The following is a 24686-nucleotide window of genomic DNA, read 5'->3' on the forward strand; positions in this document are numbered from 1 at the left end:
ATGCTTAGCGATGGAGGTGTGTAATCATGTGCTTTCGGCCCCCAAGTGCGGGAAAACCCAAAAAATGCCCTGACTGTGGCGCACTGAATCCCAGTGTCGTTAAAAATTGTGTCAAATGCAAGGCTGATTTATCCGCAGTCAAAACGGAAGAAAAAGCAGAAGACAGCTCACAATAATAGGTTTTTGCTTTTTGAAAAAATAATAAAAAAGGAGAAGCGTTCCATGGCTGATTACAAAGAGTACTTATCCGGTATAAACCGTGAACTTTACCATGAGGGTGAGTGGCAATGGCAAGAGGGAGAATACACCGTAACCCGCTCCCACCAGTACACAGCGCCGGGCTGCCACAATTCCTGCGGAGTATTGTTATATACCAAAGACGGTAAACTGGAAAAAGTGGAGGGAGACCCTCTCAATCCTTTTAACAATGGCAAGTTATGCATGAGATGTTTGAACTTAGTGGAAGCGGTGGACCATCCCGACCGCTTAAAATACCCCATGAAACGGGTCGGCGAACGGGGTGAAAACAAATGGCAGCGCATTTCCTGGGATGAGGCCTATGCAATGATTTGTGAAAAGGTAAATTATTATAAAAAGAATTTTGGACCGGAATCCATCGTAGGGGTTCACGGTACCGGCCGGAATATTAACTGGCAGCTGCCCATGCTGTTTAATGCGGGAATCCAGACCCCTAATATTTCCACTTTGTTCTTTTCCGGATTCGCCTGCTATCTGCCCCGTATCGTGGGCAGTACCGCCGTCAATGGGGATTTCATGATCGTGGATGCTTCGGTGCAGCATCCTGACCGTTATGCCAATGCTGAGTGGCAGGCCCCCGAATGTGTGATCGTGTGGGGCAACGACCCCTTAAAGAGCAATGCCGACGGATTTCTGGGCCATTGGCTGGTTCAGTGCATGCAGATGGGCACCAAAATAATCTCCGTGGACCCCCGCCTGACCTGGTGGTCGGCCAGAGCGGAAGTCTGGCTGCCCATCCGTCCGGGAACCGATGCGGCCCTGGCCATTGGCATGCTCAATATCATTATTGAAGAGGATCTTTATGATCACGACTTTGTGGAAAACTGGACCTATGGTTTTGAAGAGCTGGCCGCAAGGGTAAAAGAATATCCCGTGGCTAAAGTTGCGGAAATCACCGGGTTACCGGCGGAAAAGATCCAAAAGGCCGCCCGCCTCTTCGCCCAGGCCAAACCGGCGGCGATTCAATGGGGTCTGGCTTTTGAACAGCAGATATCCTGTATGTCCTTGGTTTTAGCGGTGGCCGATCTCATCGGCATCACCGGGAATATCGATGTTCCCGGCGGAATGCTGCTGGTCAGACATGCCTTTAACGCCCACCGTCATTATAATTGCGGCAGCGAGTTCACCCCTCCGGAAGTAGCCGCCAAGAAACTGAATGGGGCAGCCAAGGGGGTTGCCGAGAACAGTATTGTTCCCCATGCTGATTCGGATGTCATCCTGCGGGCTATGGAAACGGGCAAACCTTATCCCCTAAAGATGCTTTGGGTGCAAAGCAGCAATTCACTGGCCTGTCCCGCCATGGATGCTCCCCGGGCTCTGGAGGCCATGAAGAAAATGGAGTTTATTCTCGTAGCCGATCCCTTCCTGACCCCGACGGCCGTAGCCGTGGCCGATATCGTTCTGCCGGTGGGAATGGGACCTGAGCGCAACAGTGTCCGCAACTGGTGGACACCCATGCGGGCCCAGAGCAAAGTCTGCCAATACTATGAAGCCAAAGGGGACGAGGAAATCGTGGTGGAATTCGGCAAAAGGCTGAACCCGGAAGCCTTCCCCTTTGAGAATGATGTGGATCTCCTCAACTGGTATCTGACCATGGACGGGGATTATCCGGGGAATTGGAGCGACCTGCGTGAGAAGACCTGGGAGTATTGGGATTGGGATGCGGCCTACCGCAAGTATGAAAAAGGCATGCTCCGTGAAGACGGTGAGATGGGCTTCAATACCCCCACCGGCAAGTTGGAGCTGGCCCCTCTGATGTATATGCAGTGGGAGCTGGACCCCCTTCCTTTCCACATCGAGCCCCCGGAAGGACCGGTGACCACCCCTGAGCTCTACGCAGAGTATCCCTTGATTCTGACCACAGGGGCCCGCTCCTATGAGTTCTTCCATTCTGAACACCGCCAGCTGCCCACCATGCGGGAATTCCATCCCGATCCCCTGGTGACCATGCACCCCGAGGTGGCTGCAGCCAATGGCATCAAAGAAGGGGAGTGGGTCTGGATCGAAAGCCCCCGGGGCCGCTTTAAACAAAAAGCCTATCTGACACCGGGCATCAATCCCCAGGTTATTAACGCGGAGCACGGCTGGTGGTTCCCGGAACAAGGTCCGGAAAATTGGTTCGGCGTATTCGACAGCAATCCCAACAACCTGACCCGGGCCGAGGTAACCGGGCAAGGTGGGATTGGTTCACCGATCAAGAGCATGCTGTGCAAAATCTATAAAGTCGAAGAAGGAGTCAATGATTTGATTTCGCCGACAGAACAAGTGGTCAAGCTGGGAGGGTTCAAACATGGCTGATAAGGATGAGAAAGTCTATGGTATTTTAATTGATTATGAGTTTTGCACGGGCTGCCATAGCTGTGAAGTGGCCTGTAAGAAAGAATTGAATTTGCCCGCCAATCAATTTGGCATCAAACTGACGGAAGTTGGTCCCTGGCCCATCGGGGAGGATCGCTGGGAATGGGTCTACATGCCGGTGATTACTAAGCAATGCAATCTATGTGAGGAGCGTGTGGCCGCAGGGAAAATGCCCAGCTGTGTCCAGCATTGTCAGGCCTGGTGCATGTATCACGGACCGGTGGAAGAGCTGGTTAAAAAGATGCAGGGGAAATCAAGAATGTCCCTGATTGCCCCCCGGCAATAAGCAAGCCTGGACTTTCGCCGGCATCAATCCGGCGGGAGTCAGGCTCCCGATGGGTTCTTGATGAGTTCCCGTGAGGGCTTTACCGTGTTGCCGGTGCCCGGCGTGTTCCGGGTTATAGTTTCCCCGACTGAAAGGTTGTTTGCTGGATTAAGGAAGGAGTAGAAAAGAAATTTGATTATTATCGGTGAAAAAATCAACGGAACCATTCCCCGCGTCAAGGAGGCTATTGCAACCAAAGATGAACGCTTTATCTCTGAGCTGGCCCTGAAGCAGGGGGAGGCGGGTGCGCATTATATCGATGTCTGTGCCGGCACCCCTCCCGAACAGGAAGTGGAAACCCTGGAATGGCTCATCCACAGTGTTCAGAAGGCTACGGATACCCCGATTTGCCTGGACAGTCCCAATCCAAAGGCCATTGAAGCGGTGTTTAACGATGTGAAACGTCCGGGGCTGATCAACTCCGTGTCTTTGGAAGGGGATAAATGCGAGGTTGTTTTTCCCTTGATCCAGGGGACCTCATGGCAAGCGGTGGCCTTAACATGTGATAATGGGGGCATTCCTAAAGATGCTCAGAGCCGGGTAAGGATTGCTCAAAAGCTGGTGGAAAAAGCACAGGCTTATGGTATAACCCCGGACAGAATCCATATGGACCCCCTGGTGATCGCCTTGTCGGCGGACAATCAGTCCCTTTTAAATTTTGCGGAAGGGACCCGGAAGATCAAGGCACTTTATCCTGATATCAAGGTGACTTCAGGTCTGAGCAATATTTCTTTTGGGATGCCTCTCCGAAAGATCATTAATCAGAACTTCCTGGCTTTAGCCATGTTTGCAGGAATAAACTCAGCCATCCTGGACCCCTTAAACAGAGAGCTGATGGCCACGCTCCTGGCTGTTGAAGCCCTGCTGGGGCAAGACCGGCACTGCCGCAATTTTGCCAATGCTTATCGGAAGCAAAGAATCGGGCCGGTAAAAGCAGCTGCCGGTTGAAGGAAACCCTATGGAACGAGGGAGGAAAGCTCATGATTGATTTAAGAAAGTTAGCCCAGTGGATCAGTGATTTGGATGAAGATGCGGTCATGGATGCGCTGCATGACTTTGTTGCCGCCAATCCCAGCCAAGAAGAGGCTCAGGAGGTGGTAAACGCATGTCAGCGGGGGATGGCCATGGTGGGTGAGCTGTTTGAGAAGAATGAGTATTATGTAGGGGATCTGATCTTTTCCGGCGAGATTTTAGCCAATGCCCTGGAGGTGCTGAAACCCGTTTTAGGCGCCAAGGATGCGGCTAAAGCCGGTTCAATCGTCCTCGGTACTGTTGAAGGGGATTTGCACGATATTGGCAAGAACATCTTTAAAGGGATGGCGGAAGCGGCGGGCTTTGAAGTTTATGACCTGGGTATCGATCAGTCCGCCGGTGCCTTTGTGGCTAAAATCAAGGAAGTGAAGCCGGCCATTGTCGGTATGAGCGGTGTTTTGACTCTGGCCTTAGACTCCATGAAGAGCATCGTCGTTGCCCTTGAGGAAGCCGGCTTGCGCAAGGATCTGAAAGTGATTATCGGGGGCAATCCGGTGACGGAAGATGCCTGCAGGAACATTGGCGCCGATGCCTTTACGATCAATGCGGCTGAAGGAGTAAAGATCTGCAAGAGCTGGGTAGCTCAGTAGAAGGAAAAGGGGGATGAAAATTGGAACGTGCCCAAGAGCTTTATCAAGAGCGCCTGACCAGACTTAATACAGCCTTTGCCAATGGCAAACCCGACTGCGTGCCGATTTTGAGCATGGCAGCCGAATATGTCTATCGGATTCAGGATATCAGGCCCATTGATGCCTACCAGGATATAGGGGTTATGGAAAAGGCCTACCGCAATTTCTTCTCTGAAGTCTACTTCGACGGGTTTCTGATTCCGGTGATCGGCAGGAACAAACTGGATACTCTGCGGCTGTTAGGGGGAGGGACGTCTCAATACTTGCCCGACGGCTCCTTTCAGACTAAACCCGGCTCCATCAATGTTATGGAACCCAGTGAGTATGACGACTTGATCGCTGATCCGGCCCGGTTTTTTATCGAAAAGGTTATGCCCAGACGGTTTAAGCTGCTGGCTGAAGACTACAGTGCCGAAAAATATGAAACCTTTGTTGAGGCCCTCAGAAGTCTTTTAGCAGGCCGCAGCGCCACCCAGCCGGTTACCGATATGTTGAAACATGAGCTGGGTCTTGTGGAACTCCAGCAGGGGGGCATGTATAATCCGGTGGATATTATTCTGGACTTCCTCAGGGATTTCCAGGGGATTTCCGGCGATATTAAACGCCGTCCGGAAGCCGTGAGGGATGCCGGACTGGCTATTATGGACTGGCTGCTGGCCATGGCAACCATGAACCCGCCGGATGAGAATAAACGGATTACCATTCCCATGCATCTGCCTACCTTCTTGAGGCCAAAGGAGTTCGAAACGGTTTACTGGCCCTCTTATAAGAAATTTGCTTACGCTTTGGCGGAGCGGGGCTATCAAATTTATTATCTATTTGAAGGAAACTATGAGCACCTTCATGACTATCTCCAGGAGCTGCCGAAGAACAGGGTATCCGGGCTGTTCGAACATGACGATCTCAAGCTGGTCAAGAAGAACCTGGGACATATGATGTGTATCGTGGGCGGAATGCCGACGCGGATGCTTTATTATCAAACGCCGGAAGAGTGCATTGCCCATGTAAGAAATGTCCTGGATACGGTAGCCGTCGACGGGGGCTTCATCCTGGGCCCGGATGTCCCCATGCTGTCCAAAACAGACGGAAAATTGGCAAATTTTAAAGCAGTCAATGACTTTGTTCATCATTATGGACTGTATAGCTGATCCTGATTTTTTAGGAGGTTGTGGAAATGACAAATTATGAAATGGTCCAAAAGGCGGCGGAAGAGCTATTTAAGGCAAAGACACCGGAACAAGTTGAAACCTTCACTCAATTTATCGCGTTCTTAATCATGGGGTAAGCATTGACAGGCAATAGGGTTGAAGCAATCTGCACTATTTCTGCAGATATGACAGCATTATCTTTAGAAAAATCAGGGCAAGGGAGGGCAGTGTTTTTTAATTTAATGTGAAGCTATTCATAAATGAAGCTGTTCTAAAACTTAAAAATGATTAGGAAAGGGGAATGTTAAATGTCTGAACCCAAACCAGGCCAAAAGCCCCACTATGGCGGTGCAGTTAAAGCCGCCGTGTTATCCATCATGCTGCTGCAGTACTTACAGGCTTTGACCTCACCGGCTGCCGGTGCTATTTTGAAGCATTTCGAGCAATTTGGGTACACTTCACTGGACATTAAACAAATTCAGACCATCCCGACTTTGGTCATGATCTTTGCCTGTATGGCAATTATCCCTATGGCCAATAAGCTGCGCAAGAAAACAATTCTTAAAATTGCCATGGCCTTGATTTTTTTTGGTGGAATCGCACCAGGGATCGGACCGGACAGCATGATGTTCATCTATGCTTGCCGGGTGGTTTTTGGCTGTGGTTATGGTATGATTTATGCTTTAGCCTCTTCATTTATTGTTGATCTTTTTGACGGCCCTGAACAAAAACAAATGATGGGCTGGAAGACGGCTGCCGGTTCGATTGGCGGTATTATCTTTCAGACCGTGGGCGGCTTTTTGGCGGCGATGTACTGGAAATATGCTTTCCTGGGCTTTCTCGTGGCGCTGCCCTTTATCTTATTGATTTTATGGAAATGCCCGGACCCCTCCGGGCTGGAGGAATTTAACCCGGCAAAAGAAGCCGGCCGGCCCAAAGCAAAGGTGGAAAAGGGCCATTGGTTCGTCATTGTTCTGGCCGCTCTGAATGTGATGATCTTCTCTTCGTTTATGATCAATATGCCCATCGTGATTATGACCGAAGGACTGGGGACTCCGAATACCATTGCTTTAGTTATGAATCTTTTTACTGTGGGAATTTTCCTGGGCAGCTTCACCTACGGCTGGACCACTAAACTATTGAAGCGATTTGACATACCCTTCACCATCCTGGTTTATGGTATCGTCCTGGTGATCCTGCCCCGTTTCGTCACCTTGCCGGTCTATATGATCTGTGCTTTGATCTTTGGCTGGGCTTTTGGCGCCTACAACCCCAGTCTGGTTCTGGCCGTATCCCGTCAGGGGAGCGCTCTGGCAGCTACCGCAGCCATTGCTTTCTTCGTTGCCGGGCAAGGGCTGGGACAGTTTATCCAACCTTACTTTATGCTGCTTACGGGAGTTTTTGGGCTTAACGAACCTTGGGGTGAACTGGCTCCCTGGGTTATGGCAGGTCCCATGCTCATTGCTATTTCCATCTGTAGTTTTATTTGGGTTGTCAAAATTACCAACAGGAAATTCCCCTATGAAGGGAATGTCAAAGCTGTGGGTAAGGCAGATCAGACCATGGAGAGTCCGCTGGACAGTTAAATACAGGAATTAAAGGAGGGGCTGTGAAAATAAAAAAGATTTCATGAGCCCCTTCTTTAAACTGGCAATGGTCAGTATAGGGTCTGGTGTGGAGAATAATTAAGGGGTGAAAACGTGGAAATTCTAAAGAATGCAGAGACTGTAAGTCCTCAGAGCTTTTTCGATGAAAGAGTGGCCTGGCGGGAAAAAGCTGCCTATGCCATGGGAGATGTAGGGGCAAACGTAGTATGGGCTACCCTGACGTCCTTCATGACCTTCTTTTTCACTGATGTGGCGGGAATCGGTGCCGCAGCTGTCGGCAGCATTTTCCTGATATCGCGGATTCTGGATGCTTTCAGCGATGTGGGCATGGGAGTCTTAGTAGACAGAACCAACCATAAGTACGACAAAGCCCGGCCCTGGCTTTTGTGGGTGGCGATACCCTATGGGATCGGGGCGGTTTTGCTGTTCAGTGTTCCCGACTTTGGTATGACCGGAAAAATAATTTATGCATTTCTTACCTATAACCTGATGTCTACGGTATTATACACTGTTTTTGCCCAGCCTTATCATACCCTGATGGCGTTGATGACACGGGATCAGTATCAACGGTCACTGCTTACGGTGATGAGGATGTTTGCCGGTGTTTGTACCGCCATTGTCATTAACAATGCGACTCTTCCTCTGGTTGAGCATTTTGGGGGCGGTGCTGGGGGCTGGCAAAAAACCATGGCTGTTTATGGTGCCATAGCGGCAGTGATCATCATTTTAGTTTTCTTGTTTACGAAAGAAAGGATCAGAGGGGTCAGTGCCAAGAAAACACCGGTTAGGGAAGGGCTGAAAGCTCTTGCTGCCAATAAATACTGGCTGATGATTCTGGTGGTAGGTGTTTTGGTCTATATTTTGTTTGCTCTTCCAGGGGTGAATATTTACTATGCCCGTTATGTATTGGGCAACCCCATGTACCTGGGCTCCATTATGACCTGCACCTTTGTCCCCAATCTGCTTTGTTTTGCGGCCATTCCTCTGGCCTTGAAGATTTTCAGCAAGCGCATGCTGGTTTTCATCGGATTTCTTTTCTATGCCATAGGAACAGGGGCTTTGCTGGTGGAACCCATGAATATTAACTATGTTTTGACGGGAGTTTTCATTAAAGGTCTTGGTTTTGCTCCCTTGGCGGGTACTTTGTATGCCTTTATAGCCGATACGATCGAATATGGCGAATGGAAGACGGGGCTGAGAATGGAAGGGCTGATCATGAGTGCGGCAAGCTTCGGCCAGAAGGTGGGCACAGGCATCGGGCTGGCAATTATAGGGTGGCTGCTGGCCTGGGGCAATTATGTAGGCAATGCCGCCACTCAATCACCGGAGGCCCTTTGTGTGATCAGTTTTATGTTTATTCAGCTTCCTTTGTGTATCTATGCCGCAATTATTGCCATCATGTATTTTTACAAACTGGACAGGGAGTATCCGGCAATCATTGCGGAGTTGAACCAAAGAAGATCGTGACGGGAAGAGAATTGTGAAGGATTTAGAATGGAAAAGATTAAAGAGGGCAGAAATAGTGTCCTCTTTTTGTAATTGCAGAATATTTGAAATTTTTAAGATAAACCTTTTGTGCTAGAATAAAGTTAGAGTATTTTTTCACAAGAACTTCCCGGGAAGTCCTAATATGGGTAAGAAGTACAGAAAGTTTGGAGGGTTTTTTTATGATCGTTACCGAAAAGAGTTTTTCTGAGCAAACATACTGGGAAGAGATAGCACGATGTAAAACTCAATTTGTGAATAATGGAGAAGACCCTTTGCTCAATCCCTATCTGCGCAAGGAAGTGGCAGAATCCTGGATCAGATCAAAAAACAATGGAGTTTTTCCCTGGACATCCTATAGTAAATACTACCTGACAGAGGAAGAGTGGGGGGTGCTGAAGGAGCAGAATGAGCGGCTTATTCATATAGCCCAACCTCTGATCAGCAATTATTTGGGGCTGGCCTCCACCAATGGACATTCCCTGGAACTGTTTGACCCCAGCGGTGCCTTTTTGCTGGGGATTCATATCAATATTTCTTCAACTCCCGTTCTCTCCATTGTGTTTAATGAAAGTACCACAGGTACCACCGCTCATGGTTTGGCGACTTATCACAAGAAACCCTTCCAGTTAATCGGACCGGAGAACTACCTTGATGTCTGGCAGAATATGATCTGTTCTGCAGCCCCTATTTTGGATGAGATGGGTGAAGTTCTGGGTACTCTGGCTTTGGTTCAGGATATGGGGGAAAAACCCTGGGAAAAGAACCGGTCTAACCTGCATATTCATTCCCTGGGCTGGGTCAGCTCTCTGGCAGAAGCTATTGGCAACCAGATCAAAATTCAAAATAGTTATGATGTTCTCAATCAGGTGAATAACGATTTAAGAAAGGCTACGGAAACCTTGAAAATTATCCTGGAATTTATTGACGAAGGGGTGATCACCATTGAGCCTAATGGGCGGATTCTCAGTTCTAATCATGAGGGCAGCAGAATATTGAATGTGAATCATGGCGAGATAAGAGGGCGAAACATTGGGGAGTTTCTGCTGCCCAGGTCGGCGTTAATGGATTATGTGGCCGATAAGAAAACAGTAGATTACATGGAGGAATATGTGGTCAATGGCCGGGAAGAGAAGCAGTATCTGGTGAGCTTGCGGCCGGTGTATAAGCAAGGCAATGACGAGCTGGATTTTGCCATTCTCCGTTTTAATCATTCGGACAAGATCAACGCTCTGGTTAACACCAGGAGCGGGGCTGTAGCAAAATTCCGGTTTGAAGATATTGTGGGGCAAAGCGAAGCTATGTTAAAAGCGAAGGCTTTAGCCAGGCGTTTTGCCAGAACCCGTGAAAATGTTCTTTTGCTGGGGGAGAGCGGGACAGGCAAGGAACTTTTCGCTCAAGCCATTCATAACAGTCACCGCCCGGGAGGGCCTTTTATTGCTGTGAACTGTGCCGCCATGCCCCGGAATTTGATCGAAAGCGAGCTTTTTGGCTATGAAAGCGGCTCTTTCACCGGGGCGGAGAAAAATGGCCGGCCGGGCAAGATAGAATTGGCCAACGGGGGAACCCTTTTTCTGGATGAAATCGGCGATATGCCTATTGAGTTGCAGGCGGTGTTGCTGCGGGTTCTGCAGGATAAAATGGTCATGAGGATAGGAGGAAGAAATTACCGGCAGGTTGATTTCCGTCTGATAACGGCAACCAATCAGGATCTGAAACTCTCAGCCCAAGAAAGGAAGTTTCGTGAGGATCTCTATTTCAGAATTTCTGTTCTTAATATAGAGATACCCCCTCTGCGCAGCAGAGGCTTCGATATTGCCATACTTGCGGAGCATTTTATTGAAAATTATGCCAAGCGGGTGGGACTGCCGGCTGCGGTGATCAGCCCGGAGGCCAAACGAAGGATTTTGGAATATAATTGGCCGGGCAATGTCCGCCAATTGGAAAATGCCATGATCTATGCCGTGAACTTGTCCGAAGAGGGTCAGATTATGCTCAGTCACTTGCCCAAGGAGTTGAGCGAAAAAAGAACGGCCTTGCCTATGGTCAGTGAAAAGGAGTGTGATAAGCCGGAGGAACTGTTCTCCATGAAGGATCTGGAGAAAGTGACCATAAAAAAGGCCTTGGAGAGAGCCGGCAATAGTGTGGCCATCGCTTCGGATTTGTTGGGAATCAGTAAAACCACTCTGTATAGAAAATTAAAAGAACATAATATTCACTATTAATAAACCAAGAGCCAAAAGGGATGGGCCTATAGGCTAAGGAAGGACCCAGTGCCGCTTTAGCATAAGCAGAGAAGCTTAATGATAGGCGGCACTTAGGTAAGGGGTGATAAGGAGTTTAAGGAAGATAGAGGGTAACTTTTTTACCCTTGGCGGTCATGCTCTTCATCAGTTCATCCAGGGGGCCGTATTCAATGCACTGGGTCAAGCAGTTATGGACACAGGCCGGTTTGCGGCCTTCAGCCACACGGTCGGCGCAGAGATCGCAAAGGGAGGTGGGAACGGGGATATAGTCCCATTCCGTTCGCTCCCCGCTGAGTTTGAAGGGTCCCACCTGAGTCAGTTTGATCCCCCATTGCTCCAGGGGGATGCCGTGGGCGTTCCGGCAGGCGAGTTCGCAGCTATGGCAGCCAGAACACCAGCCGTAATTGATGAGTAGACCATTACGAGACATGTTCGTTCCTCCTGTCTGAATTGCGGATGAGATGGTTCAATCAGTCGTCTAAACCGCTTACTTTGTATACTTTGCAGAGATTGCTTTTGTAGTTGGCGCCTAACCCAAGCTTGCCGATTTTTTTGTGGGGCATCAGCATGTTGATATTGGATTTAAAGGTACCGAACAGGTTGGGTTCGGTACCGGCTTGTTCCGGGTACCACCAGCCGTGGAGGGCATGAACGACTTTCGGGTGAACCGTGGGCTGAACCAGAGCTTTCATGCGGCATTGGCCAAGATGATTCTCAATGGCCACCCAGTCCCCGTCTTGAATGCCCAGGCCGGCGGCGGTATCAGGATGGATTTCAACCGTAGGCCAGGGGGTGATTTGCCTTAAAGAAGGAATCTGCCTGTGCTCCGAATGGAAGGAGGTGAATTTTCTGCCCCCGGTGGTCAGGACCAAGGGGTATTGGGCAAAGAGTTCAGGGGTGCGGTAAGGGCTGAAGGGAGGTTCCTGGAAATAAGGCAGGGGATCTTCTCCCCAGCTTTCAAAGATGGTGGCTTTTAATTCGATGAGGCCGGTCAAGGTCTCAAAACCCGGTTCACCGTCACTGCGCAATAAGCCTTGCTCGTATTTCCTGTAGACATAGTGCTGCTGTTGAACAACCTTATCCTTAAGGCCAGGATAATCCAGTCCGGTTTTCTCCTCAATCTGCTCGGTAAAGAAGTCGGACACGGTTTGCCAGGGCCAGGCTTGGGGGTTTAAACGCTTGCCTAATTCAAAGCAGATTTCCAGGTCGGATTTACATTCTCCCACCCGTTCAATGCACTGGTTAACCGCCCCCAGGAAAGCGGAATTGCGTCCAAAATGAGGAATGACCACACCGTCATGCTCGGCAAAGGTGGCGATCGGCAGGACAATATCGGCATAAGCAGCCACCGTGGGGGTCATAAAGAGCTCCTGGCAGACCCAAAACTCTATTTTCTTAAAGGCCTCATACCAGCGCTTGGGCACCGGTGCCGCATTGGCAAGGGGGTTTTGGCTGTTGGACCACACCATCTTAATGGGGTAAGGCTGCTGCTGTTCAAAGTATTCCAAGGTATTGTCCGGGCTGCAGGCCATCAGGCCATAATTGAAGAAGGGGAACTCTTTATTGCCGATGCGGTTCTCATAAATTTCCTCAGGAATCTGCTTGTGGGTATCATAGCGCCATTTACCCATGAAGCTGGCAGGTTCGGCCAGGGTATTGCCCCCCGGGACGTCAAGATTGCCGGTCAGGGTCATGAGGTAAAGAACCCCTTGAATGGCCTGAATACCGTTCCAGTTCATATCCAGGGCTACGCCCCACTGAATGCTGGAATTGCCGGCCTGGGCAAAAGCACGGGCGGCCTGGACAATGGTTTCTTCCTTAATCCAGCAGATATCCGCTACCCGGCGGGGGGAATATTCCTGAACACGCTCTCTCAGAGCATCCAGCCCAAAAGTCCACTTTTCCACAAATTCGTGATCATAGAGATCCTCGTTGATAATAACGTTCAGCATGCCTAAAGCCAAGGCCGCGTCCGTACCGGGACGAAGCTGGAGGTGATATTCCGCACGGGAGGTCAGCCAGGTAACCCTGGGGTCCACGGCGATAATTTTCGTACCCCGCTTCATCATATCCACAATAGCATGGCCGAAGAATCCGTCGGAATTGGACTCAAGGGGGCTTTTGCCCCAAATGATGATATATTCGGGAAGCTGGAATTCAGGGTTGTCGTAGCGATCGGCAAAGTAAGCGGCATAGTCAATTTCCGGATAACCTGCTCCTAAGACATATTCGGTAACGGCACAGCGGGGGCCATAACAGGAAAGGCCGCTTAAAACCCCCACATTGTTGGGTGTCTGCAACACCGCGTAGGATAAGGCAGGGAAGTAAAAGGTGGCTTCACGGCCGGTGCCGCCCATCATGGCAATGGATTCCGGCCCGTATTGCTTTTGATAATATCTGACCTTCTCTTCAATCAGGTCATAGGCTTCATCCCAGGTGATGCGTTCCCATTTATCCCCGCCTTTTTTGCCGGCACGCTTCATGGGATAAAGAATTCTGTCCGGATGGTAAACAGCCTCCGGGAGTGACAGACATCTTACACAGACACGTCCCTGAGAAACGGGGTGCTCGGGATCGCCTTCCACTTCCACCAGCCTGCCATCCTTGACGTGCATAAGCAGCCCGCAGCCCGTAGGATGACAACCTGGGGCAGACCAGGCACAGGTTCTCACAGTGTAATCCTTTTCTGTGCCTTTCTTATACTTTACAGCCATTTGCTTCATCCTCTCCTTACATTATCAGCGTTCAGAATGATTAGGGGGTTGGGGGTTCTTGACCTCTTCTTTAGCTATTTCCGTGCCGCAAAAAGGGCATTTTGCAGCCATATGACCTTGTTGCAGGGTTAATTTTTTTTGGCAGCCGGAACAAATGACAACTTTAGATACGGCAGCGGGTCTGAAACACATCGGGGCATCCTCCTCCTTTCCTGCACTTTCAGAAAGTATAATGACCTTGCCTACTTTCTTCCAGCATAAGTGCAACCAATGGCTTCACCTTGCTGGATGCGTGATTAGTTTAATTCACCTCCAGCACTGAATAGTAAGGGCTGTATTAAGCCGTCGCCTCTATTTACTTGCAAATACCGTACCACACTATTGAATTTTCTTAGCCATTATTGTCCTTTTAGATGAGGTGAGGTCTCAGAAAAACCACATAGGGCCGGAAAACAAGTTTTAGGGGTTTAGGGATTTACATTCTGAAACAAAAAGAACAGATTTAGGCCGGATCGAAACAGATTGGAAAAAGCTCAGGCTGAGAAAATTCAGGAGAATAAGACCTTAACCTAAGCAATCAAGCTTTTCTTAATCCTTGTGAGGAAGTTGGCATAAAAAATGCAATGGCATAAAGGTGTTCGGATACAAGGAAAACGCATCAGCCGGAAGGTGCTAAGGCTGATGCGGAACAAGAAAGGAGAACACCATGGAATTTAAAAACGACTTAGGCAAGCCCTGGAAGTACGAGGAAGACGGTTTCACGGTCATCCGGACTTCCGTATGGTCTCCCCCGGGTTGTCATCCGGTGGGCTGCGGACTGAAGCTCTATGTGAATCAAGCGGGTATTCTCGAGAAAATCGAAGGGGACGAGAACGATCCCATCACCAAAGGCCGGCTTTGCGTCAGATGCCTGGATCTTAAAGAAGTGATCTATAATCCCAGCCGTATTCTCTATCCCATGAAGCGCCATCCTCAGGATCGGGGCAAGGCTGACAAATGGGAACGCACCACCTGGGAAGAAGCCTATGCAATGATTAAGCAGAAGCGGGATTTTGTCATCAAAAATTACGGTGTGGAGGCGATTGCCGCTTACAGCGGTACCGGCCGCAACGGCGGTATTATGGTACAGGAATTTGCCCATGAGGTGCTGGGCACACCCAATGCCTGCTATACTCAGTCCGGCTATGCCTGTTACACTCCCCGTGCCGCCGCCACGGCGGCGATCACGGGCTGTTATTACCCGGAGATCGACTATGGGGGCGGTGTGGAAGGGACCTATGATAACCCCGACTACAAGATTCCGGAAGTGATTGTGCTTTGGGGGAAGGAGCCGTTGCCTTCCAACGGCGACGGTCTCTTTGGCCACGCCTTGATCGATTTGATGAAGCGGGGCACCCAAATAATTTCCGTGGATCCCCGTGTCAATTGGCTGGCGACACGATCCGCTGTCCATCTGCGTCTGCGCCCGGGTACGGATGCGGCTATGGGGATGGCCTGGCTTAATGTGATTATCAATGAAGAGCTGTATGATCGGGATTTCGTGGAAAACTGGTGTTACGGCTTTGACGAACTGAAAGAGCGGGTGGCGGACATGACTCCGGAAAAGGCGGCAGAGATCTGCCAGGTGGATGGGGAGATCATCAGGAAGGCCGCCAGAATGTACGCCGTTGCCGCCCAGGCGGGAATTGCCTGGGGGCTGGCCATTGACCAGAACCAGAACGGCACCCAGGCTGCCCAGTGTATCTTAAGTCTGATCGCCATTACGGGCAATCTGGACAAACCCGGGGGCCAGCTGGTGGGAGAAGCCAAACCGGCAGTGCCGGAAGCCGAGGATGGTATGACCTCCACCTACGCGGCTACCGGACATCAATTGGACGGCTGGGTCGCCCTGGGGGAAGAACTGAGAAATAAAACCATCGGCATGCAGGAGTATCCCCTGTACGTCAATTCCATCCGCAATGCCCATGCCGACCTGATGCTGGACTGCCTCATGACGGATAAACCTTATCGGATCGTCATGGCCATGATTCAGTCCACCAATATTATTGCCCCAACCAACTCTGCGGAAAGCAAAAAGTGGCATCAAGCCCTGAAGAGACTGGATTTCATATTTGCCACCGATGTGTTTATGACACCCACCATTCAGGCCTGTGCCGATTTGTTCCTGCCCTTGAAATGTGCCCCGGAGCACGACAGCATTAACTATACCCATTATTCCGGCTCCCAGATTCATTTTGGGATCACCAATAAGGCCATTGAAGTGGGCCAGTGCAAGAGTGATGTGGAGATTGCGGTCGAACTTGGCAAATACCTGGGCCGGGAGCAGTATGTGACAAGACACACGGATGAAAAAGCGTGGCTCAACAACCGGCGTGCCCAAAGAAATCTGATGGGCGGCGGCAAGGAAGATTTCGATACAATCCGGGAAAAAGTGCACATCCAGCAGGGACGCAAATATTACAAATATAAGACAGGTCATCTCCGCCCTGATCGTCAAACCGGGTTCCTGACCACAACCGGGCGGGTGGAGCTTTATTCCTACATGTTTGAAGGGGTGGGCTCAGATCCCCTGCCTTATTACCAGGAGCCTCCCTTCAGCCCCTATTCCACTCCTGAATTAGCCAAAGAATATCCTTTCATCCTGACCACCGGCGCCCGGACTTACGCCTACTTCCACAGCGAACACCGTCAGGTTCCGCTGTTACGTGAATTAAATCCGAACCCCCTGCTCGAGGTTAACCCGGAAGATGCTGCTGCTTTGGGTTTGCTGGAAGGGCAGTGGGTGGAAATCTCCAACCAGTTCGGGGAAGCCAAGTTTAAGGCCAAGGTAACCCCTACAGTACGCCAAGGTACGGTCATGGCACAGCATGGTTGGTGGTTCCCGGAACAGGAAGCCGATGAGCCTAACCTCTCCGGGGTATGGCATTCCAATGTCAATACTTTGATTCCTAATCATTACAATGGCTCCCTGGGATTTGGAGCCCCTTATAAATGCATGATCTGCAAAATCACGCCCCTCAAGGAAAGCTACGATGTGGATATGAACCGATTCCAGGAGAAATTCAGAAAGGTGGCGGGCTGAATGGAGGGATACGGACTTTTAATCGACTATGAATATTGTACCGGTTGTCAGAGCTGCGAGATTGCTTGCAAGACCGAACATGATTTTCCGGTAGGAAAATGGGGAATCCGGGTTTTTGAAGATGGGCCCTGGCAGAAAGACGATGCCAATGATGAAGGAAGTCATTTTAATTGGAACAAAGTTCCTATTCCTACGGATTTATGCGACGGATGCCAGGACAGGGTGGCCGCAGGCCGGAAGCCCACCTGTGTGCACCACTGCCTGGCTGATGTGATGCGTTTTGGAACCCTCGAAGAGCTCAGTGCAGAACTGGCCAGGAAACCTAAGCAGGTACTCTGGTCAATCAAGTAGACTGCCCCGGAGGCATTAGGAAAGACGGAGCTGCGGGGGCGGGCGCCTGCGCAGCTCTGATGCGGAGGTCATGATGTGCGGATATGGAAATATATGTATTGGCTGCAATCGATGCGGAAAGTCCACGGCCATGCCGGGCCAAAAAAGGTTATGCTTGGCCTGCGGTACCGAGCCTCCCGCCGATGCGAAATATTGTCCGGTTTGCCAGCGCAAACTCCCTCCTGTGTTTCCGTCGGCCGCGGGAGAAATTCAGCCTGAAACGTAGTGATTCTACGGTAAACCATAAAAAATAATAGTAATAAGTAGGAGCCTCCCGGCACAAGAAAAGAAATATCTTGTACCGGGAGGCTCTGCGGTTTATAGCGTTTATTTTTTATATAGGGTGCTTGCTGCGGCAAAGAACTTAGCGGGGAAAGAACCGGCGTAGTGCGGGTTTATTACTTACTGCGCAGAAAGAGTTTATAGATCTCCTTAAGAACGAGGGGGATAACCGCCAGGCAAAGGACAATTCCCCAATCTCTTAAAGAGAGCATCTGCAGCTTGAAGGCGCTGGAGAGGAAGGGGACGGAGATCACCATCAGCTGCAGCAATAAACCGACGATAATAGCCGCAATCAGGTAGCGGTTGGAAAAGATGCCTACAGCAAAAATGGATTTGGTGGCATGTCTCATGGACAGGGAGTAGAAAAGCTGGGAAGCCGCCAGAACCACAAAGGCCATGGTGCGGGCATAGGTGAGGATATCAGCGGGGATATCCGTCGATCCTAAGGTATAGCCGTATTCACGAAGCCCTATGTAGAAGGCTACCAGGGTTAAAGCACCGATCAAGACACCGCCGATGATGGCCCTGATGCCTGAACCGTGGGCAAAGAAGCTTTCTTTAGGGTTGCGGGGTTTTTGCCGCATCACTTCTTTATCACCGGGATCTACACCCAGGGCAATGGCCGGCAGGGTATCGGTGATTAAGTTAATCCATAAAAGCTGGGTGGCGAGCAGGGGAACGGGCCAGAAAAAGAGGACGGAGAAGAAGATGGCGACAATCTCCCCCAGGTTGCAGGAGAGAAGGAAAATCACCGATTTCTTGATGTTGTTATAGATATTGCGGCCTTCCTCGATAGCATGGACGATGGTGGTGAAATTATCATCGGTTAAGATCATATCGGCGGCGCCTTTGGAGACATCCGTACCGGTGATTCCCATGGCCACACCGATATCGGCGTTCTTCAAGGAAGGAGCATCGTTGACCCCATCCCCCGTCATGGAGACGATATTGCCATGGGATTTGAAAGCTTTGACGATTTTAACCTTATGCTCCGGAGATACCCGGGCAAAGACCCGCAAACTGCCGATGCGCCGGGAAAATTCTTCGTCGGACAATTGATCGATCTCAGCGCCGGTCATGCTTTCCTCGATGGACTCAGCGATGCCTAATTCTTTGGCGATGGCCACAGCGGTGTTTTTATGGTCTCCGGTAATCATGACCGGTGTGATCCCGGCCAGCTTGGCATCCCGGATGGAATCCCTGACTTCCAGGCGGGGAGGATCGATCATGCCCACCATGCCGATGAGGGTCAGAGCCTGCTCCATCTCCTGGGGGCTGATCACTCTGTCCACATCTTTGTAAGCGGCCCCCAGCACCCGTAGAGCAGCGTCGGACATTTCGTCAGCCACACGGAGATACTCCTGCTTCATCTCTTCTGTAAGGAGGACCACCTTGCCGTCAACTAAGGCGGTGGTTGAAAGCTTGAGAAGATTGTCAATCGCTCCTTTGGTATGGACCCGGTAGCCTGTGTTTTCTTCATTGAGGGTGGACATGAGTTTGCGGTCGGAATCGAAGGGATTTTCTCCTACCCGCTTATATTCGGCATGCAAGGTTTTTCTTCCCAGGTTAAAGCGCTCCCCTAAGACCACCAGGGCAATCTCCGTAGGATCTCCTGTGCCCTGGCCCTGTTCATAAGTAGCATCTGAGCAAAGGACAAAGGTCTTCATCAGCTCTTTGGCCTGAATGCTTGCGTCAAAATCTGAGCCCTCCCGGGGCACCTCCTGCAAATTATTCAGTGTGTAATACTTGACCACTGTCATTTGGTTTTGCGTCAGGGTTCCGGTTTTATCCGAACAGATAATATTTACAGAGCCCAAAGTTTCCACAGCAGGCAGTTTTTTGACAATGGCATTGATTTTGGACATCCGGGTGACCCCCAGAGCCAGGACAATGGCGACAATAGCGGGAAGACCCTCAGGGATGGCGGCCACAGCTAAGCTGATGGCGGTCAGGAACATCTCAAAGAGGTCCCGCTTCTGGAAAAAGGAGATGACAAAGATGAGGACACAGATGCCGATGGCCAGATAGCCCAAGACCTTCCCCAGCTCTTCCATTCGCTTCTGCAGGGGGGTCATCTCATCGATCTCCTCATCGAGAATCTTGGCGATTTTCCCGATCTCTGTTTCCATGGCGGTGCCCACCACCACCCCTTCACCCCGGCCATAAGTAGCTAAGGTGGACATGAAGGCCATGTTCACTTGATCGCCAAGGGGAGTTTTAGGGTCCTGAAGGACTTCCTGGGCCACTTTTTCCGTGGGAACGGATTCACCGGTGAGAGCCGACTCTTCAATCTGGAGATTGGCACTCTCGATGAGGCGCAGATCGGCTGGGATAAAGCGGCCGGCATCGATGAGGACAATGTCTCCGGGCACCAGTTCCTCCGATTGGATTTCCAGGACCTCGCCGTTCCGGCGGACCAGTGTTTTAGGAGTAGTCATTTGCTGCAAGGCTTCAATGGCTTTTTCGGCTTTGAATTCCTGAAAAACGCCAATGGCGGCGTTGAGGACCACCACCAGGAGAATGATGATGGAGTCCACATATTCCCCGATAAAGAAAGTGATTAATGCAGCACCGATCAGGACATAAATCAGCATATCTTTCAATTGGGCAAAGAACAAGGCGATTAAGCTTTTCTTGGGTTTTCCCTTAAGCTTATTGGTTCCGTATTGCTCCAGGCGGGCTTGGACTTCCTGGCTGGTGAGCCCGGTGGCAGGGTTTACATTGAGCTCTTTAAGCGTTTCTTCCTGAGATTTGGCAAACCACATCGTTGGATCACACTCCAATTTCCATTTGTGTATAGTCAATAGTTTTTAGGTCAAGGCGGTGACGGAATTGACAATCACATTGAGCTGGGGGTCTTTTTCTTTTAGTTTATGAATAATATCCTTGCGGATAGTATCGGCAGCTGGGACCTGGGGAGAGGGGACGGATAATTCAAAGATGACATTCATACAGCGATAGCCGATGGTCATACGGATATTATGTGCGACAAAGGAGTTATTTACTTCCTTCACGGCGGATTTAACGATCTCCTCCATACCTTTAATTTTTTCTTTGTCGGTGGTAATGGGATCGATATGAATGACAATATTGATGTTCAGTTCTTCGGAGATGCGTTTTTCCAAGTCATCAATAATCAAATGGGCGTCGACGATGTTTACCGTATCCTGAATCTCGGCATGAATGGAGGCGATGGTGCGGCCTGGGCCGTAATCGTGAACTTTTAGATCGTGAGTGCCGATAATGTACATTCCTTCATTGACGAAGTCTTTGACCTGATTGCACAACTCGGGGTTAGGGGAGGAGCCCAATAGAATATTGACTGTTTCCTTGGCCACATTATATCCTGTATAAAGGATGAAAAGGGAGATGAGCAGACCGACGTACCCGTCAATGGCAAGATCAAAAGCGTGACCGATCAATGTGGAAAGGATGACGGCACTGGTGGCTAAGGCATCGTTAAGACTGTCATAAGCAGTGGCTTTATTGATTCCTGAATTAATGGTATGCCCGATGTAGCGGTTATAGGAAAACATCCAGATTTTCAGGACAACGGAAAAAAGCAGGATAACCAGAGAAATCCAGCTGAAAAGGACCTCTTCCGGGTGAAGGATCTTAGTGAAGGAATTTTTGAGAAGTTCGATGCCGACCATAAAGATGATAAAGGAGACGACCAGGGAAGAGATGTATTCGATCCGGCCGTGACCAAAGGGGTGCTCTATATCCGGAGGCCGGTTGCTCATTTTGGCGGCGATGATGGCGATGACGGAGGAGCCGCAGTCGGAGAGGTTATTAAAAGCGTCGGAAATAACGGCAATACTGTTCATAAAAAGCCCCAGCAAAAGCTTAAGTATAAATAAAATCAGGTTGCAGATGATACCTAATGCTCCCGCTAGAACTCCATACTGTTCGCGGACCCGCTTATCTGAGATGTTTTCATGGTGGGGAATAAAGCGGCGAATGATAAATTTGATCAATGGTTTACCCCTTCCTAAGCGGATACTTCAATGAATAGCATCCCAAAGATTTGTCACTTTGATTCGAAGAAAAAATAAGGTATTATAATAGAAGTGCTCTAAGGAGAGCAGGGGGGGATTCTAGACATTGGTAAGTTATTCCTATAATATAATAATATCATGCCTAGGACAATTACAAAAATAGCAGAACATAAGGTGGATAGAATATGATTGACTTTAAGAAGATAGAGATGAGAGATAAAGAGTGGGTAAAACCGCTGCTGGAAGCTGCGGATCTTGGTGGTTGTCATCAAAATTTTACGAATTTATTTTCATGGTCGGGGACGTATCACTACCAGGTGGCTCAAGTGGAGGATTATCTTGTGATCAAAGGACGGCTGGGAGAAACCTATTATTATTTTTATCCGGCAGGCACCGGTGATGTGCAGCCGGTTCTGGAAGCAATGAAAAAAGATGCTCAGGAAAATGGGCATGAATTTATAGTACTGGGAATTTCCCCGGAAAATATGGCGACTTTGAAGGAGTTGTATCCTGAGCATTTTGAATATGAAGAAATGCGGGATAGCTTTGATTATGTCTATCAGGCGGAGAAGCTGGCTACACTGGCCGGAAGAAAGCTCCAGGCCAAGCGAAACCATATCAATCGCTTCGAGGCCAATCATATCTGGGCTTTCGAGCTGCTCACTCCGGAAAACCTGGCTGAATGCTGGGAAATGAATTTGGAATGGTGTCGGAGGAATGACTGTAAAGACGATGAGCAGCTAAGGGCTGAATACTGTGCTGTAAAACGGGATTTTGATTACTTCACAGACCTGGAGCTGGAAGGGGGATTACTGCGGGCGGATGGCAGGATAGTGGCCTTTACCATGGGAGAACGGCTCAATTCCGATACTTATGTGGTCCATGTGGAGAAGGCCTTTGGGGAGATTCAAGGGGCTTACCAAATGATTAACCGGGAATTTGTGCGATGGATCAGGGAAACCTATCCGGATATGATCTATGTGAACCGGGAAGAGGACATGGGGTATGAGGGGTTGCGCAAAGCAAAACTATCCTATCATCCGGATAAAATGGAAGAGAAGTTCCTGGCCCGGTATTTTGCCTAGGCGATAAGGAGACAGCTATGAAAGAAATGCGGCCGGCTCTTTGGTCCGATATGGAGCGACTGAAAGCTATCTGGAAGCTTTGCTTTGGGGATGAGGATTCCTTTATTGATTTTTATTTTGCCCGGCGTTTTCAGCCGGAACAGGTTGCTGTCTATCTTGTCGATCAGGTCATTACGGCGATGCTGACCATGATTCCGATCCAATATGTGGACGGTCCTGAGGGGGAGAAGACCAGGCAAGGCGCTATGCTTTATGCCATTGCCACTCATCCGGATTTTCAGCGCCGGGGGATGGCCTCGGAGCTGATGGAGTGGGCCTTGGCTTATCTGGGAAGCCGGCAGATAGAGTTGTGTGTCCTGGTACCTGCTGAAGAGAAGCTGTTCGGCTTTTATGAGAGGCAAGGGTACCAGGCAGGATTTACCCTTCGTGAAGCGGTACTGAACCGTGATGAGATTAGGGTTATGGGTAAGGAAACGCCGGACCTTGCGGTTGCGGCTGCCCTTCCTCAAACTTATAACAGCATCCGCAATCAGCTTCTCCGCGGAACCCCTTATATCGCCTATGGGGAAGAAGAGGTTGCCTATCAAAAACAGGTTTCCCGGCTTTCCGGGGCAGACCTTTACGAACTAAGCAGCGGGGAAGTTCAGGGGTGCGCGGCTGTGGAATGTTTGACTGAGGATAAGGTTTTGGTTAAGGAGCTTTTAATTCCCGAGGCGCTGATTGCTCAGGGATTGAAGGCCTTGGCCCAAACCATCCCGGCTCAGGAATTCATCATCCGGACACCTGCCCCTTGGGGTCAGGGGATAGGCGGTCAGATCCGCTCCTTTGGCATGTTGAAAAGAACAAGTTCCCGGGAATCCGGACCTACTAATCAAGAGGACAGCCTACCTGGAGAAGGGGCTTATCTTGGGCTTGCTTTCGACTGAATCAGCCCTGCTTTAGCAGCGGGGTTCTTTTCTGTAAACAAAAAAGAACAGGATTGTGATTAACCACAATTTCTGTTCTTTTGGCTTTTAAGGGAGGATTTGGAGTTGCTTGGTTTGAGGATCAATCTTTTAAGCCTGATATTTCTTCCTCAGACAATCCTGTCGCTTCGGCGATCTTGGTTATTTCAAAGCCCAGAACCAAGAGCTTTTTCGCCACTTCAGCTCTACCCTCAGCTCTACCCTCAGCTCTACCCTCAGCTCTACCCTCAGCTTTACCTTCAGCTTTGCCTTCTGCTATTCCCTTTGCTCTGCCTTCCGCTATTCCTTTTGCCATCCCTTCCTCAAGGGCTTCCTGCAGCCGGAGCTCGGCCTCGCGGATGGCAGCCTTCTCATCCAGGATGGCCTTGCGTCTATCAAAGTAAGCTTCTCGGATGCGCGGATCCTCGCTGGTTTCCTCCCAGGCGTTCATGGCCTGATACAGTACGGGATCTTTCATGGCAATCTCCTCCAATATCTGCAAGATTTCCTGATTATCCGCTCCTTCCAGGAGCAACAGCCAGCGGACCAATTCATTTTCCCAGAGACTGATTTCTCGCTTTCGCCACTTAGCCAGCAGCTTGGGCAGCTCCATGAAGTGTATTTCCAGAACATCGGTCAGCTGAAATTTTTCTTCATCTTCATAAAGATGAAATACATTGTGGTAGCTTGAAGTCTGTTTCAAGTAATTAAAATCCACTATGTTGATGGATACGGTCTTGGTTAATTCCTTATAGGCCATACCTTCTCTGATCTGGCGGGAGTACATCTGGGCCCAGTAGTAAAGGGAACGCTTCTCCATGTCATATTGGTTGCTTAATTGAATTTCAATATTGATCTGCATCCCTTGGCTGGTTATGGCCCGCACATCCAGGATGGATTTCTTATCCTCTGGATATTCTTTGTTCAACTCCGGATTTATAATCGTGATTTCTTCGATCCGGCGCTCTTGGGGCAGCTTGAGAGCGGCATTGAGAAAGGCAATGAGGATGGCTTCGTTGCCCTCCTTGCCGAAAATAAGTTTGAAGGCGTAATCAATTTTCAGACTGATGAACTCTTTCAAACTTTCACCTGCCTCTCTTAGC

General features: G+C 49.8%; 18 protein-coding genes. 12 read left to right on the forward strand and 6 right to left on the reverse strand.

The annotated features are described in order from the left end of the window. Positions 1–222: 222 nt before the first annotated feature. The 8 genes from DHAF_RS11730 (at position 223) to DHAF_RS11765 (ending at position 11067) form a co-directional block, all read left to right on the forward strand. Positions 223–2556, forward strand: a complete 2334-nt coding sequence (locus tag DHAF_RS11730; protein ID WP_011459597.1) for a molybdopterin-dependent oxidoreductase — start codon at positions 223–225, stop codon at positions 2554–2556. Next, positions 2549–2902: a 4Fe-4S dicluster domain-containing protein gene (locus DHAF_RS11735; RefSeq protein WP_005814591.1), complete on the forward strand. Its 354-nt coding sequence runs from the start codon at positions 2549–2551 to the stop codon at positions 2900–2902. Before DHAF_RS11730 ends, DHAF_RS11735 begins: the two co-directional genes overlap by 8 nt. A gap of 171 nt (positions 2903–3073) precedes the next feature. After that, complete coding sequence (locus tag DHAF_RS11740) at positions 3074–3889, forward strand: methyltetrahydrofolate cobalamin methyltransferase (RefSeq protein WP_005814592.1); 816 nt, start codon at positions 3074–3076, stop codon at positions 3887–3889. Between the two features lie 32 nt (positions 3890–3921). Beyond that, the gene (locus DHAF_RS11745) at positions 3922–4563 is read left to right on the forward strand and encodes a cobalamin B12-binding domain-containing protein (protein WP_015943989.1); all 642 of its coding nucleotides are present in this window, start codon (positions 3922–3924) and stop codon (positions 4561–4563) included. Positions 4564–4583: 20 nt separating this feature from the next. Further along, complete coding sequence (locus DHAF_RS11750; protein ID WP_005814594.1) at positions 4584–5750, forward strand: uroporphyrinogen decarboxylase family protein; 1167 nt, start codon at positions 4584–4586, stop codon at positions 5748–5750. A 308-nt stretch (positions 5751–6058) separates the two neighbouring features. Further along, positions 6059–7336, forward strand: coding sequence for an MFS transporter (locus DHAF_RS11755; protein ID WP_005814595.1), 1278 nt, complete (start codon positions 6059–6061; stop codon positions 7334–7336). Positions 7337–7450: 114 nt separating this feature from the next. Next, complete coding sequence (locus DHAF_RS11760; RefSeq protein ID WP_015943991.1) at positions 7451–8824, forward strand: MFS transporter; 1374 nt, start codon at positions 7451–7453, stop codon at positions 8822–8824. 200 nt (positions 8825–9024) lie between these two features. Then, positions 9025–11067, forward strand: a complete 2043-nt coding sequence (locus DHAF_RS11765) for a sigma-54 interaction domain-containing protein (RefSeq protein ID WP_015943992.1) — start codon at positions 9025–9027, stop codon at positions 11065–11067. Positions 11068–11182: 115 nt separating this feature from the next. Here DHAF_RS11765 and DHAF_RS11770 read toward each other — a convergent pair whose 3' ends face one another. The 3 genes from DHAF_RS11770 to DHAF_RS26070 are packed head-to-tail and all read right to left on the reverse strand — an operon-like array spanning position 11183 to position 13994. Beyond that, positions 11183–11518: a 4Fe-4S dicluster domain-containing protein gene (locus DHAF_RS11770; RefSeq protein WP_015943993.1), complete on the reverse strand. Its 336-nt coding sequence runs from the start codon at positions 11516–11518 to the stop codon at positions 11183–11185. 40 nt (positions 11519–11558) lie between these two features. Then, positions 11559–13802 carry a molybdopterin-dependent oxidoreductase gene (locus DHAF_RS11775; protein WP_015943994.1) on the reverse strand — a complete coding sequence of 748 codons (2244 nt, stop codon included), beginning with the start codon at positions 13800–13802 and terminating at the stop codon, positions 11559–11561. A 24-nt stretch (positions 13803–13826) separates the two neighbouring features. After that, positions 13827–13994, reverse strand: a complete 168-nt coding sequence (locus tag DHAF_RS26070) for a zinc finger domain-containing protein (protein WP_005814600.1) — start codon at positions 13992–13994, stop codon at positions 13827–13829. A 514-nt stretch (positions 13995–14508) separates the two neighbouring features. Here DHAF_RS26070 and DHAF_RS11780 point away from each other — a divergent pair. Then, entirely contained in the window at positions 14509–16884 is a 2376-nt protein-coding gene (locus tag DHAF_RS11780) for a molybdopterin-dependent oxidoreductase (protein ID WP_015943995.1), read from the forward strand. Next, positions 16885–17235, forward strand: a complete 351-nt coding sequence (locus DHAF_RS11785) for a 4Fe-4S dicluster domain-containing protein (protein ID WP_005814602.1) — start codon at positions 16885–16887, stop codon at positions 17233–17235. A 437-nt stretch (positions 17236–17672) separates the two neighbouring features. On the opposite strand, the gene DHAF_RS11790 is transcribed toward DHAF_RS11785, so the two are convergent. Together DHAF_RS11790 and DHAF_RS11795 are read right to left on the reverse strand one after the other, a co-directional pair. Beyond that, positions 17673–20321, reverse strand: coding sequence for a cation-translocating P-type ATPase (locus DHAF_RS11790; RefSeq protein ID WP_005814604.1), 2649 nt, complete (start codon positions 20319–20321; stop codon positions 17673–17675). Between the two features lie 45 nt (positions 20322–20366). Next, positions 20367–21533 (reverse strand): cation diffusion facilitator family transporter, encoded by a 1167-nt coding sequence (locus DHAF_RS11795; protein ID WP_015943997.1) that lies wholly within the window; start codon positions 21531–21533, stop codon positions 20367–20369. Between the two features lie 206 nt (positions 21534–21739). On the opposite strand from DHAF_RS11795, the gene DHAF_RS11800 reads away from it, so the two are divergent. Together DHAF_RS11800 and DHAF_RS11805 are read left to right on the forward strand one after the other, a co-directional pair. After that, positions 21740–22639: a DUF2156 domain-containing protein gene (locus tag DHAF_RS11800; RefSeq protein WP_005814607.1), complete on the forward strand. Its 900-nt coding sequence runs from the start codon at positions 21740–21742 to the stop codon at positions 22637–22639. Between the two features lie 17 nt (positions 22640–22656). After that, the gene (locus DHAF_RS11805; RefSeq protein WP_015943998.1) at positions 22657–23565 is read left to right on the forward strand and encodes a GNAT family N-acetyltransferase; all 909 of its coding nucleotides are present in this window, start codon (positions 22657–22659) and stop codon (positions 23563–23565) included. 121 nt (positions 23566–23686) lie between these two features. Here the strand turns inward: DHAF_RS11805 and DHAF_RS11810 are convergent, their stop codons facing one another. Continuing rightward, entirely contained in the window at positions 23687–24664 is a 978-nt protein-coding gene (locus DHAF_RS11810) for an Rpn family recombination-promoting nuclease/putative transposase (RefSeq protein WP_015943999.1), read from the reverse strand. Positions 24665–24686 lie beyond the last annotated feature (22 nt).

The organism is Desulfitobacterium hafniense DCB-2 (genome assembly GCF_000021925.1).
Classification (GTDB): domain Bacteria; phylum Bacillota; class Desulfitobacteriia; order Desulfitobacteriales; family Desulfitobacteriaceae; genus Desulfitobacterium; species Desulfitobacterium hafniense.